A 13,423-nucleotide genomic window follows, 5' to 3' on the forward strand; every position below is an offset into this window, starting at 1 on the left:
CTAGTGCACCACAATCGGCTGGAAGCCCTCGGCCCGGAGTGCCGCGAGGACCTGCTCGCAGTGCTCGTGGCCCTTGGTCTCCAGGTTCACGGTGATGGACACATCGCCCATGCTGATCGAGCCGCCCACCCGGGTGTGGTCCAGGCCCGTCACGTTGGCGTCGTTCTCGGCGATGATCCGCGCGATCGTGGCCAGCGAGCCGGGACGGTCGTCCAGCATCATCCGCACGGTCATGTACCGGCCCGCGGCGGAGAGGCCGCGCTGGATGACCTTGAGCATCAGCATCGGGTCGATGTTGCCGCCGGAGAGCACCACCGCGACGGTGCCGGGGTTTTCGATCTTGCCTTCCATCAGGGCCGCGACGCCGACCGCGCCGGCGGGCTCGACGACCATCTTGGCGCGCTCGAGCAGGAAGATGAGTGCCCGGGCCAGGGCGTCCTCGCTGACGGTGACGACGTCGTCGACGAGTTCCCGGATGATGCTGAAGGGCAGCTGGCCGGGCCGGCCCACGGCGATGCCGTCGGCCATGGTGGAGACGCGTTTGAGCGGCACGAGGGCATCCGCTGCGAGCGAGGGCGGGTAGGCGGCCGCGTTTTCGGCCTGGACACCGATGATGCGGATCTCCCGGCCCAGTTCCTTCGCCCGGGCCTTCACGGCCACGGCGACGCCGGCTAGCAGTCCGCCGCCGCCGACGCCCATCAGGATGGTGTCGACGTCGGGGACCTGTTCCAGGATTTCCAGTCCCACGGTGCCCTGGCCGGCGACGACGTCGACGTCGTCGAAGGGGTGGACAAAGACTGCTCCGGACTCGTCGGCGTAGCGCTTGGCCTCGGCGAGGGCCTCGTCAACGTTGTGCCCGTGCAGGACCACTTCGGCGCCGTGGCTGCGGGTGGCGGCGAGTTTGGGCAGGGCGACGCCCAGCGGCATGTAGATCCGGGCCTTGATGCCCAGGCTCTTGGCGGCGACGGCCACACCCTGGGCGTGGTTGCCGGCCGAGGCCGCCACGACGCCGCGCTTCTTTTCCGCGGGGGAAAGCTTGGCCATCCGGACATAGGCGCCGCGGACCTTGAAGGAACCGGCCCGCTGCAGGTTCTCGCATTTGAGGAAGACCTCGCCGCCGATCATGCTGCCCAGGGCACGGGACGATTCAACCGGCGTCCGCGTAATAATCCCGTCGAGCAGCTTCTGCGCCTCCAGGACATTGTCCAGCGTGACGGGCAGGCTCTCAAGGGTGTTCACGAACTAGTCTCCTTCTTCGGATCCGTCTCCGGCTCATGGGGTGGCACAGGGGCCAGGAGGTCCGGGCCCGCGGCCGCCAGCGCACTTTCATGTTCCCACGTTCTGCCGGCAATGTAGCGAATCGACGAGTTTGCTACGGCCAGGATGGGCACGGAGAACAGCGCTCCCGGGATTCCGGCGAGGTAGGAACCGGCGGCGACGGCCAGGATGACGGCGACCGGGTGCAGTGAGACGGCCTTGCCCATGATCAGCGGCTGGAGGATGTGGCTCTCGAGTTGCTGGACCAGCAGGACGATCCCCAGCATGATTAGGGCATTCACCCAGCCGTTGGCGACGAGGGCCAGGAGCACCGCGACGGCGCCGGTCACCAGGGCGCCGACAATCGGGATGAACGAGCCCAGGAACACCAGCACGCCCAGCGGAAGCGCCAGGGGCACGCCGATAATCGCGGCGCCCACCCCGATGCCAACGGCGTCCACGAAGGCGACGAACATCTGGACCCGGGCGTAGCTGACCATAGAGGACCAGCCCACCCGGCCGGCTCCGTCCGTCGCGGCGCGCGCCTTCCGGGGCAACAGCCGCACGAGGAAGGCCCAGATGCGCTCTCCTTCCAGCAGGAAGAAGATGAGGATGAACAGTGCCAGGATCATGCCGGCGGCGAAGTGCCCCGCGGTGCTGCCGAAGGAAAGTGCACCGCTGAGAATGCTGCTGCTGTTGTTCTGCAGCGCTGCGGTGCCCTCTTTCAGGTACTGGTCGATCTGGGATGCGGTGAGGTGCAGGGGCCCGTCGGCGAGCCAGACCTGGATTTTCTGGATGCCGGTCAGCGCTTCGCTCCACAACTCGGCGAAGCCGGACACCAACTGCCGGCCCACGAGGGCCAGGGCGCCGCCAATCACGCCGATGAAGCCCAGGACGGTGATGGCGACGGCGAGCCCGTTCGGGACGCGGCGTCTCCTGAGCCAGTTCTTCGCCGGTGACAGCAGCCCGGCCAGCAGCGCCGCGACCATCACGGGAATCAGCAGGAAGCTGACTCTGCTGAGCAGCCACACGAGCGCGCCCCCCACGAGAATAATGAGTCCGACACGCCAGGACCAGGACGCGGCGATCCGCACACCGTACGGGATGTCCTGATCGATTTCCCGGTCCGTGACAGTCCGCACTTGTGCGGAACCTCCGGCGGAGACTCTGCCGGGAACTCCGGCGGAGGCGCCGGCAGCGGGGCGTGCTGCGGCGGTGTGGTCTCGCGGGGCGGCATCGTCAACTGGCGTCATAGCCCCATGATTCACCAGCGCCGCCCGGATAGGAAACCGCCGCCTCAGCGCCCCAGGGACGCGCTGATGCCCCACGTCATGGCGAACCGGTCCCCCGGATCCAGCCAGCGGAGGCCGTCGCCGCTGTTGAAGGCGTTGGCCGGACCGGTCATCGGCTCGATCGCCACCGCCTTGGTGCGGCCCGGGAATTCAGTGGTGACAAAAACGTGGACGTAGCCGCAGTTTTCGTCCTGCCAGAGGCTCACGCTCCGGCCGTCCGGGGCGCTCAGTGTGTGCCGGGCGATGCCGGCGTCGAACTCCAGGTCCGTGTAGGCAGAATCCAGGTCCAGCGCGCCCACCGACCGGCCGGCACGGAGGTCGAAGTCGCCGCGCACCGGTTCCGTGCTGCGCGGAATGAGGCGCTCGTCGGTCACGAGCCTCGTGCCGGCGTGGACGGTGACCGTGAGCTCCTCGCTGGGCACCTCCCCCAGCCGGAGGTAGGGGTGCGCGCCGAGGACGAACGGTGCTGGCTCCTGGGAGTCGTTAATCAGCGTCTGCCGGACCACCAGGCCCAGGTCCCCGGCGAGTTCGTAGCGCACGCTGTGGCGCAGCAGGAAGGGATAGCCGTGCTGCGGGAACACCGCGGCTTCCAGTGTGACCGAGAACTCGGATTCGTCGACGAGTTCATAGGAGGCGTTGCGCAGCAGCCCGTGGCTGGCGTTGTTGCGGGACACCTCCGTGATGTCCAGCTGCTGCTTCTTGCCGTTCAGGTACCAGACGCCGTCCTTCACCCGGTTCGCCCACGGGGCCAGCGTGATGCCGGCGGCGCCCGGGGAAATCTCCCCGTCACCGTAGCTTTCCGTCAGCTGCGTGCCGCCGCGGCTGTAGAGCCGCAGCCCGGCGGCCAGTTCGGTGACGACGGCGAGCGCGTCGCCGCGCCGCAGCTCGTACTGCCGTCCGGTGGCATAGCGCCGGGCGGAAGCGTCCGGGCCGGGGCCGTCGCTGGGGCTGGCGCTGGCAGGGGAATCCGGGGAGGCGTGTCGCGGCAGGTTCATGGTCACCACCGTACCTAGCCGCAGGCCAGGGCGTATACCGTGGATCCATGACCCGCATTTCCAGGCCGGCCCCCGCCGGCAGCACGGCATGACGCTCCCCCTTGGTGCCCGGCAACTGGCCGCCCGCTTCGCTTCCGTCTTCGGCACGGCGCCCGACGGCGTGTGGCAGGCGCCCGGCCGCGTCAATCTGATCGGCGAGCACACCGACTACAACGAAGGCTTCGTGCTGCCGTTCGCGATCGACAGGACGGCCAGGGCCGCGGTCCGGCTGCGTCCGGACTCCGCCATCCGGCTGCTGTCCACCTTCGGCAACCAGGGACTGACGACGGCGGATGCCGGGTTCCTGGAACGCGGCACGGCAAAGGGGTGGACCAAGTACCCGCTGGGTGTCGTGTGGGCGCTCCAGCAGCGCGGGCTTCCCGTGCGCGGCCTGGAGCTGCTGCTGGACTCCGATGTTCCCCGCGGCGCCGGCCTGTCCTCGTCCCACGCGATCGAGTGCGCCGTCATCTCCGCGCTCAACGAGCTCACCGCAGCGGGCCTGGACGACCGGGACATGGTCCTGGCCACCCAGCGCGCCGAGAACGACTTTGTCGGCGCACCCACCGGCATCATGGACCAGTCCGCGTCCCTGCGCGGGGCGGCCGGGCACGCCCTGTTCCTCGACTGCCGCGACCAGAGCTCCCGGCTGGTCCCGTTCGACGCCGAAGCCGCCGGACTGGTGCTGCTCGTGATCGACACCAAGGTGTCGCACTCCCATGCCGGCGGCGGCTACGCCTCCCGGCGGGCCGCCTGCGAGCTGGGGGCCGAGGTGCTCGGGGTGAAGGCCCTGCGCGACGTCGGGCTCGACGACCTGGAGGAGGCCAGCGGCCTGCTGGATCCGGAGACGTTCCGCCGGGTGCGGCATGTGGTCACCGAGAACGACCGGGTCCTGCAGGTGGTCGAGCTTCTCGGCGGCGCCGGGCCGGCGGCGATCGGACCGCTGCTGGACGCGTCCCATGCCTCCATGCGGGACGACTTCGAGATCTCCTGCCCCGAACTGGACCTCGCCGTCGGGGCCGCCCGTGCTGCCGGCGCGGTCGGTGCCCGGATGACCGGGGGCGGCTTCGGCGGCTCCGCGATCGCGCTCACGCCGGTGGCGGCCGAGGAGCAGGTGCGCGCCGCCGTCGAACAGGCCTTCGCCAGGGCCGGGTTCGCAGCGCCGGAGATCTTCAGCGTGCGGCCCGCGGCAGGGGCGATGCGCCTGGCATAGCCGGAGCGTAGGCTGGGCGCATGCCAGATGCCGTCATAGTTTCCACTGCCAGGAGCCCGATCGGACGCGCCTTCAAAGGCTCGCTGAAGGACGAACGGCCTGACGACCTCGCGGCCGCCATGGTGGCCGCCGCGCTGGGCCAAATTCCGTCCTTCGACGCGGCGGACACCGCAGGCCGCGGACTGGACGACCTGTACCTGGGCTGCGCCGAACCCAGCGGCGAGGCCGGCTCGAACATGGCCAGGGTGGTCACCGTCCTGGCCGGGCTGGACAACGTGCCGGGCGCCACCATCAACCGTTTCTGCGCCTCCAGCCTGCAGACGCTCCGGATGGCCTTCCACGCCATCAAGGCCGGCGAAGGACACGCGTTTGTCTCGGCCGGGGTGGAAGCCGTGTCCCGGTACCGCGACTGGGCCGGTGCGGGAGAGACGGACGCCAGCACGCACAACCCGCTTTTTGACGCCGCCCGGCAGCGCACCGCCGCCAGGGCCGCGTCCAATAATCCATGGACGGACCCGCGGCTGGGTGGCCGGATGCCCGACATCTACATCGCGATGGGGCAGACCGCGGAAAACGTCGCGACCAGCTTCGGCATCAGCCGTGCCGACCAGGACGCCTGGGCAGTGCTCAGCCAGAACCGCGCCGAAGCAGCCATCACTTCCGGCTTCTACGCCCGCGAGATCACGCCCTACACCTGCCGGGACGGCGCCGTGATCGACCGGGACGACTCCCCGCGGGCCGGCGTCACCCTCGAGTCGGTCGGCGCCCTGCAGCCGGTTTTCCGCGCCGAGGGCACCGTCACGGCCGGCAACGCCTGCCCGCTGAACGACGGAGCGGCTGCCGTCGTCGTGATGAGCGGTACGCGGGCACGCGAACTCAGGCTGGAGCCGCTGGCGCGGATCGTCTCCACCGGAGTCAGCGCCCTCTCCCCCGAGCTCATGGGCATGGGTCCGGTCGAGGCGAGCCGGCGGGCACTGGCCCTTGCCGGGCTGGGGATGGCGGACATCGACCTTGTGGAACTCAACGAGGCCTTCGCGGTCCAGGTCGTCGCCAGCGCCAGGGAACTCGGCATCGACCAGGACAAGCTCAACGTCCACGGTGGCGCCATCGCGCTGGGGCATCCCTTCGGGATGACCGGCGCCCGGATGACCACCACCCTGCTCAACGGCCTCCGGGAGCGCGATGCGACGCTGGGGCTGGCGACGCTCTGCGTCGGCGGCGGCCAGGGCATGGCCGTGGTGCTGGAGCGGCTCAGCTGAGGTCCCACCGTCGCTGCCGGGCAGTCGAAGCCGGCGGTCACACAAAAAGGGGAGTCCCGCCATCCGGCGGGACTCCCCTTTTTAGTCTTGCGTTACCGGCATGACGCCGGCGCTGTTACTCGTCGCCGCGCAGGATCGCGAGGAGGCGGATGATCTCCACATAGAGCCACACCAGCGTCACCGTGAGGCCGAAGGCCGCGGTCCAGGAGAAGCGCTGCGGGGCGCCGCTGCGGACGCCGGCTTCGATGCTGGTGAAGTCCATGATCAGGGCGAAGGCCGCGAGGCCGATCGCCAGGACACCGATGAAGACGCCGAGCGGGATGCCGGCGATCTCCATTGACGTGCGCAGGCCGAACGGGGAATCGACGGCGCCGGTCCACATCATGACCATGTTGATGAGTGCGAAGACGGCGTAGCCGATTGTGGCGATCATAAAGAAGCGCATGGCCTTCGGGGTGGCCCGGACCTTGCCGTTCTTGAAGAGCACCAGCGTCACGGCGAACACGGAGAGCGTGCCGATCACGGCCTGCAGGCCGACACCCGGGAACATCCCGTCGAGGATCCGGGTAAGGCCGCCGAGGAAGAGACCCTCAAGGGCCGCGTAGGCCAGGATCAGGGCCGGCGAGGGCTGCTTCTTGAACGTGTTGACGAGGGCCAGGACGAAACCGCCCAGGGCACCGACGATCATCAGCAGGTAGGCCAGGCCTTCTGCCACCACGAGGGTGACGGCGGCACCGGCGACGACGGCGCCGAGGCAGGCCGCGGTCTTCATGATGACGTCGTCATAGGTCATGCGTCCCGTGTCGGCGGGGCCGGCTGCGGGCCGGTTGTACATGTCCTGGAGCTGGTCCTGGGTCATGCCCTGCTGGGCAGGGTTCCAGCCGGTCTGGGTCTGGCCGTACTGGGCCTGGCCGTAGCCGCCCTGGCCGTAGCCGTTCTGGCCGTAGGGGCCCTGTCCGTAAGCCTGCGGGGCAGGCGGTGCCTGGGTTGCTCCACGGAAGTTCTTTCCGTTGAAGACTGGGTTTCCGCCAAGTGCCATTGCGGGTGTCCTCCAAATAAGGGGGTGAATGATGATCCGGTAGTGAACTTCTAGTGCCTGGTTACAACACGCTACCAATTCCAACAGCCGACGGGCACTGTTAGTTCCCGGCAGGCCCTTGCCGCAACCCAACCGTGACCTGTGCGCCCCGATCCGGCGCCCCGTTTTCCGGCCGGGGAGATCAACTGTTTAGGCATACTCAGGATCAACAAAAGTTTACTTTAGGACAGGTAAACCCCACCACTCCCCCGGCTTCACGGTTGTTACCCGATCGCGACGTTAAGCCTGCTCGCGACGGCATTCATTGCCCCGCGCGGGCTGTAACATGGGCCAAACAGGGTGACGGATATCACAAGCCCTACCGCTCCACCGCATCGCACCAGGCACCACCCCGTCACCCTGACTGTTCGCAGCGGTTGCAAAGGCGCAACCCACACCACCCCCATGTGGAGGTTTCATTTTGAGAAGCACACCGAGAGGCCTGTCGCAGAGACGGCGCGGCAGACTGCTGAAAGTTGTGGGGGCTGTTTTTGCCGCCGTGGCCGCGCTACTGCTTATCGTCGCGCCAGCATCCCAGGCCACGAGCCCCTCGCCGACACCATCCCCGTCGGCAACCACGTTCCAGAACAGCATCAGCGGCTTCCTGCGCGGCGACGACCGCGCGCCGATCGCTGACGTCACCATCACAGCCAAGCAGGACGACTTCACCGGAACGGCCAAATCGGGCGCCAACGGCTCATGGACCATCGGGGTGCCCGCCCAGGGGACCTACGTCGTCGAGCTGGATGAATCCACGCTTCCGGAGGGCATCAAGCTCGCCGAGGGCCAGGAAAACCCCCGTGAGGTCACCTTCAGCCAGACCTCCAACCTTTCGGTGATCTTCGCCTTCGGTGAAGGCATTGTCGTCCAGCAGCAGGATTTCGGCCAGAACCTGATCAACCGCCTTGTGGCGGGCCTCAGCTTCGGCCTTCTGCTGGCCCTCGCGTCCGTGGGCCTCTCGCTGATCTTCGGCACCACCGGGCTGACCAACTTCGCGCACGGTGAGATGGTCACCCTCGGCGCCGTCCTGGTCTTCGCCTTCAACGCCATGAACCTCCCGTTCTGGCTGGCGATCGTGCTCGCCCTTCTCGGCGGCGGTCTCTTCGGCTACGTCCAGGATGCCGGGCTGTGGAAGCCGCTCCGGCGCCGCGGCACCGGCCTGGTGCCGATGATGATTGTCAGCATCGGTCTCGCCCTGGCCGTCCGCTACGTCATCCAGTTCTTCTTCGGCGGTGCCACCCAGCAGCTGCCGTACGCCCAGAGCGCGGAAATCCGGCTCGGCCCGATCTCCATATCCCCCAACAACCTCTGGTCCCTCGTGATCAGCGCGGTTGTCATTGCCATCCTCGGGATCGTCCTGCTCAAGACCCGCCTCGGCAAGGCCACCCGCGCCGTCGCCGACAACCCGGCGCTGGCCGCAGCCTCCGGCATCGACGTCGACTCCGTCATCCGGATTGTCTGGGTCACCGGCGGCATGCTTGCCTCCCTCGGCGGCATCCTGTGGGCGTACTACCGGCCCGGCGTCACCTTCGACATGGGTTCGCAGATCCTGCTGCTGATCTTCGCCGGCGTGACCCTGGGCGGCCTCGGCACCGTATGGGGTGCCCTGATCGGATCCATCATCGTCGGTATCTTCGTGGAGCTGACCACCGTGTTCGGCCTCGCTGCAGACCTCAAATACGTGGGAGCACTGTTCATCATGATTATTGTCCTTCTGATCCGGCCCCAAGGTATCTTGGGCCGGCGCGAGCGCGTGGGTTAGGAGACAGCCATGGACTTCGGATTCATATTTTCCAGCGCCGCCGGTGAGCTGTTCAGCCCCACGACGGCTGCCTACGCCCTGGCCACCCTCGGCCTCGCGGTTCACTTCGGCTACGCCGGCCTGCTGAACTTCGGCCAGGCCGGCTTCATGGCGGTGGGGGCCTACGGCTTCGCCATCTCCACCCTGACGTTCGGTGTTCCGTTCTTCGTCGGTCTGCTGATCGCCGTGGTCTGCTCGGCCATCTTCGCTTTGCTGCTGGGTATCCCCACCCTCCGGCTGCGGGCCGACTATCTGGCTATCGTCACGATCGCCGCGGCGGAAATCGTGCGCTACATCGTGACCACCAACCAGCTGACCTCGGTCACCGGTTCGGCCAACGGCCTGGCCGCCTTCGAAGGCTCGTTCTACGCGATGAACCCGTTCCCTCCCGGGTCCTACATGGGCATGAACAACCGCGACTTCTTCATCCGCGTGGTCGCCTGGGCAGTGGTGGCCTTGTTCTGCACCCTGGTCTGGCTGCTGATGCGCAGCCCCTGGGGCCGTGTCCTCAAGGGCATCCGCGAGGACGAAAACGCCGTCCGCTCGCTCGGCAAGAACGTGTACGCCTACAAGATGCAGGCCCTGATCATCGGTGGTGTGCTCGGCGCCCTGGCGGGCATGATCTTCACACTCCCCCGCGGCGCGGTCCAGCCGGCGAACTACGGCACCGAGCTGACGTTCTTCCTCTACACCTGCCTGCTGCTCGGCGGTCTGGGCACGGTGCTGGGGCCGGTCGTCGGCGCCATGATCTTCTGGGTCGTGCTGTCCCTCACACAAGGCATCCTCTACGGCCTCATCGAATCCGGCACCATCACCTGGCTGAACACTGTCCAGGCCGGCCAGTTGCGCTACATCCTGGTGGGTGTCGCGCTGATGCTGCTGATGATCTTCAGGCCCCAGGGTGTCCTCGGCAATAAGAAGGAGCTGGCGTTCGCATGAGCACGCAGAGCGAAGAACCCCGCACGGAAGATATTGACTACATGACGGACACGCGTCCGATTGCCGCCGGGGAGACTGCCCCCGGCTGCAAGAAGCGCGATCCGATCGTGGTGGCGGAAAACGTCACCCGCAGCTTCGGCGGCATCAACGCCGTCGACGTCGAGTACCTTGAGATCCCGCGGCACAAGATCACTGCGCTGATCGGCCCCAACGGCGCCGGCAAGACCACCCTGTTCAACCTGCTTACGGGCTTTGACACACCCAACACGGGCAAGTGGCAGTTCGAAGGCAACAGCCTGGCCGGGGTGTCCTCGTACAAGGTGGCCCGGATGGGCATGGTCCGCACTTTCCAGCTGACCAAGGTCATGGGCAAGCTCACCGTAATGGAGAACATGCGCCTCGGCGCCTCCCACCAGTCCGGCGAGCGGCTCTCCAAGGCCCTCTTTAAGGGCATCTGGGGCGGCCAGGAAAAGAAGATCACCGAGGAAGCCAACGTCCTGCTGGCGAAGTTCAAGCTGGACGCCAAGAAGGACGACTACGCGGCGTCCCTCTCGGGCGGCCAGCGGAAGCTGCTCGAAATGGCCCGCTCGCTCATGGTCCGGCCCAAACTCGTCATGCTCGACGAGCCGATGGCAGGCGTCAACCCGGCCCTGACGCAGTCGCTGCTGGACCACATCAAGAACCTCAAGGCCGAGGGCATGACCGTCTTGTTCGTCGAACACGACATGCACATGGTCCGGCACATCGCCGACTGGGTGGTGGTCATGGCCGAGGGCAAGATCGTCGCCGAGGGCCCGCCCGCCGAGGTCATGAAGAACCCTGCCGTGATCGACGCCTACCTGGGCGCCCACCACGACGTGGACCTCGGTGACTCGGAAGGCATCAAGGAGCTGGCCGCCGAACTGGTCGCCGACGAGGAATCGATTGTCGGCACCGAAAACGCCGGCATCATCTCGCTCGACGTCGTCGCCTCGGAGACCGATAAGCCGACGGGCCCGGACAGCGACGGTCCGGTGCGCGGCCGGCGCAGCGCCGAGGAGCCGAACCGTACAGAGAAGGACACAGAATGAGCGCCACCAGCGCGGCTCCCGCCGCAAAACCCGTGCACGACGAGGATTCGGTCGTCAAGGTCACCGATCTGGTGGCCGGCTACATCCCCGGCGTCAACATCCTCAACGGCTGCAGCATCGAGGCCCGCAAGGGCGAACTGATCGGCATCATCGGCCCCAACGGCGCCGGTAAGTCCACGCTGCTGAAGGCGATGTTCGGCCTGGTCAAGGTCCACTCGGGTTCCGTCGTGGTCCGCGGCCAGGACATCACCGGGCTCAAGGCGAACAAGCTGGTCAGCAAAGGCATCGGCTTTGTACCGCAGAACAACAACGTGTTCGCGGCGCTGACCATCGAGGAGAACCTCCAGATGGGCATGTTCCAGCGGCCCAAGGACTTCGCCGAGCGCTTCGACTTCGTCACGGGCCTGTTCCCGGAACTCGGCAAGCGGCGTGCCCAGCGCGCAGGCTCGCTCTCCGGAGGTGAACGCCAGATGGTGGCGATGGGACGGGCCCTCATGATGGACCCGGCCGTGCTGCTGCTCGACGAGCCTTCGGCGGGCCTCTCCCCTGTCAAGCAGGACGAGACCTTCCTCCGGGTCCACGAGATCAACCGCGCCGGCGTCTCGGTCATCATGGTGGAGCAGAACGCCCGACGCTGCCTGCAGATTTGTGACCGCGGCTATGTCCTGGACCAGGGCAAGGACGCGTACACCGGCACCGGCCGGGAGCTCATGAAGGATCCCAAGGTCATCCAGCTGTACCTAGGCACTCTCGCCGACACCGTCGAGTAGTCTCCCGGTAACACCGCACCATCAGCAGGGCCGTCACCAGCCGGTGGCGGCCCTTCTGCGCGCCCGGCGTACTTCGTTCCGGGCTCAGCCCCCTGTGGAGGCTCCGGGCGCCGGCAGCAGCCACTTGCTCGGCGCCTGCGCTCGTTCCTCCCCGGCGACCCCTCCCCTCGCACGCTCGGGCAGGGAACCCTGCCCCGTGGGCCCACCCGGCGACCCCTCCCCTCGCACGCTCCGGCAGGGAACCCTGCCCCGTGGGCCCACCCCCACACACACAAGAGACCCCCGTCCGGAGTGGACGGGGGCCTCCTGGTGGCTGGGGAAGGGCGGGCTTACAGCTTGCCGAACTCTTCCTTGGATGCCTTGTAGGTGTTGTCATCCTGGAACTCGTAGATGCCGACGTAGGCTTCCGTCGGGTCACCGGCTTCGGAGAACGTTACGGGGCCGGACTGGCCGTCGTAGTCGATGTCCTTGCCGTTGCGGAGCAGGGTGACGCAGGACGGGAAGTCGCTGCACTTTTCGCCGGTCTCAGAGACTGCCTTGAGCTGCGTGGCGATGTCGACGCCCTTGGTGCTCTTGGCGGCCTCGGAGGCCAGTGCGATGAGGTTCACGGCGTCGTAGGACTCGCCTGCGTAGCTGTAGTCCTTCAGCGCGGGATCGATGGCCAGGAGCTTCTTCTTGAAGTCTTCCTTGGCGAAGGTGCCCGGGATGGTGCCCTGGGCGCCCTTCAGGGTGCCGGCCTGGAAGTCCTTGCTGTAGTCGGACATGTTGCCGTCCACGAGGAACATCTGGGTGGGCTTGACGCCCTTGCCCGTCATCAGCGGAACGATGCTCTTGGCCTGGTCGAAAGTGATCAGGGCAATGGCATCCGGCTTCGCGGCGATGACCTTGTCAACCTGGCTGCTGAACTGGGAATCCCCTTCATTGAAGAGTTCCTCTGCAACAACCTTGCCGCCTGCTGCCTCAAACGCGGCCTTCACGTTCTTCGCAAGGCCGGTTCCGTAAGCGTCGTTCAGTACGATCATGCCAACGGTCTGGGCGCCACAGGTGGCCATGTAGTTGCCGAGGACCTTGCCCTGGAGCACGTCCGAGGGGGCGGTGCGCCAGTAGAGGCCCTTGTCGTCCCAGTCGGTGAAGTCCGGCGAGGTGTTGGCCGGGGAGAACTGGATGACGCCCGCGCCGGTGATCTGGTTGATGACGGTCTTGGACACGCCGGAGGATGCGGCACCGATGATGGCACCGACGCCCTGGCCCAGCAGCGCCGTTGTGGACTGCGTGGCAATGTCGGTCTTGGTGTCACCGGAGTCGCGGTGGATGACCTCTACAGGCTTGCCCAGCACGCCGCCGGCATCGTTGATCTCCTTGATGCCAAGGTTGACACCCGCGATTTCGGGCGGGCCGAGGAAGGCCAGCGACCCGGTGGTCGGCAGGAGCGAGCCGATCTTCAGGGCGGTGTCAGTGGTGCCGGTGGAGGCGGGAACCGTGCCGCCGTTGGTCGCGGCTGAGGTGCCGGCTCCAGCTCCAGCGCTGGGGGCCGGGCATGCGATGCCTGCGGCGTTAGCGGAAGCGGATCCGGTTCCGGTCGACGTCGGGGTGGACGTGCCACCACAAGCCGTAGCCAGAAGGGCGACGCCGATGCTAAGCGCTGTGAGCTTAGCGATGCGGGGCGCCACCTGGGGGAGTGAAGTCATTTACAATCTCCTCGATCTAAAGGTG

11 protein-coding genes are annotated in these 13,423 nt (G+C 67.2%); 6 read left to right on the forward strand and 5 right to left on the reverse strand.

Going from position 1 to position 13,423, the window contains the following annotated elements; translation table 11 throughout:
- Genes ilvA through ABIC21_RS13955 form a run of 3 tightly spaced genes read right to left on the reverse strand, consistent with a single transcriptional unit; the run spans position 1 to position 3,544 of the window.
- Entirely contained in the window at positions 1–1,239 is a 1,239-nt protein-coding gene (gene ilvA, locus ABIC21_RS13945; RefSeq protein WP_354350983.1) for a threonine ammonia-lyase, read from the reverse strand.
- Positions 1,236–2,510 (reverse strand): AI-2E family transporter, encoded by a 1,275-nt coding sequence (locus tag ABIC21_RS13950; protein ID WP_354350984.1) that lies wholly within the window; start codon positions 2,508–2,510, stop codon positions 1,236–1,238. Before ABIC21_RS13950 ends, ilvA begins: the two co-directional genes overlap by 4 nt.
- A 44-nt stretch (positions 2,511–2,554) precedes the next feature.
- Positions 2,555–3,544 (reverse strand): aldose 1-epimerase family protein, encoded by a 990-nt coding sequence (locus ABIC21_RS13955; protein WP_354350985.1) that lies wholly within the window; start codon positions 3,542–3,544, stop codon positions 2,555–2,557.
- A gap of 88 nt (positions 3,545–3,632) precedes the next feature.
- On the opposite strand from ABIC21_RS13955, the gene galK reads away from it, so the two are divergent.
- Positions 3,633–4,793 (forward strand): galactokinase, encoded by a 1,161-nt coding sequence (gene galK, locus ABIC21_RS13960; RefSeq protein ID WP_354350986.1) that lies wholly within the window; start codon positions 3,633–3,635, stop codon positions 4,791–4,793.
- Positions 4,794–4,813: 20 nt separating this feature from the next.
- Positions 4,814–6,052 carry an acetyl-CoA C-acetyltransferase gene (locus ABIC21_RS13965; RefSeq protein WP_354350987.1) on the forward strand — a complete coding sequence of 413 codons (1,239 nt, stop codon included), beginning with the start codon at positions 4,814–4,816 and terminating at the stop codon, positions 6,050–6,052.
- 115 nt (positions 6,053–6,167) lie between these two features.
- On the opposite strand, the gene ABIC21_RS13970 is transcribed toward ABIC21_RS13965, so the two are convergent.
- The gene (locus ABIC21_RS13970; RefSeq protein WP_354350988.1) at positions 6,168–7,091 is read right to left on the reverse strand and encodes a Bax inhibitor-1/YccA family protein; all 924 of its coding nucleotides are present in this window, start codon (positions 7,089–7,091) and stop codon (positions 6,168–6,170) included.
- 517 nt (positions 7,092–7,608) lie between these two features.
- Here ABIC21_RS13970 and ABIC21_RS13975 point away from each other — a divergent pair.
- The 4 genes from ABIC21_RS13975 to ABIC21_RS13990 are packed head-to-tail and all read left to right on the forward strand — an operon-like array spanning position 7,609 to position 11,710.
- Positions 7,609–8,892: a branched-chain amino acid ABC transporter permease gene (locus ABIC21_RS13975; protein ID WP_354350989.1), complete on the forward strand. Its 1,284-nt coding sequence runs from the start codon at positions 7,609–7,611 to the stop codon at positions 8,890–8,892.
- A 9-nt stretch (positions 8,893–8,901) separates the two neighbouring features.
- Positions 8,902–9,870: a branched-chain amino acid ABC transporter permease gene (locus tag ABIC21_RS13980; RefSeq protein ID WP_354350990.1), complete on the forward strand. Its 969-nt coding sequence runs from the start codon at positions 8,902–8,904 to the stop codon at positions 9,868–9,870.
- Positions 9,867–10,940, forward strand: coding sequence for an ABC transporter ATP-binding protein (locus ABIC21_RS13985; RefSeq protein ID WP_354350991.1), 1,074 nt, complete (start codon positions 9,867–9,869; stop codon positions 10,938–10,940). Before ABIC21_RS13980 ends, ABIC21_RS13985 begins: the two co-directional genes overlap by 4 nt.
- On the forward strand, positions 10,937–11,710 hold the full coding sequence (locus ABIC21_RS13990) for an ABC transporter ATP-binding protein (RefSeq protein ID WP_307459174.1): 774 nt from the start codon (positions 10,937–10,939) through the stop codon (positions 11,708–11,710). The genes ABIC21_RS13985 and ABIC21_RS13990 overlap by 4 nt, the downstream gene beginning before the upstream one ends.
- Before the next feature lie 329 nt (positions 11,711–12,039).
- On the opposite strand, the gene ABIC21_RS13995 is transcribed toward ABIC21_RS13990, so the two are convergent.
- Entirely contained in the window at positions 12,040–13,398 is a 1,359-nt protein-coding gene (locus tag ABIC21_RS13995; protein WP_354350992.1) for an ABC transporter substrate-binding protein, read from the reverse strand.
- Positions 13,399–13,423 lie beyond the last annotated feature (25 nt).

This window comes from Pseudarthrobacter sp. PvP090, from assembly GCF_040547365.1.
Taxonomy (GTDB): Bacteria; Actinomycetota; Actinomycetes; order Actinomycetales; family Micrococcaceae; genus Arthrobacter.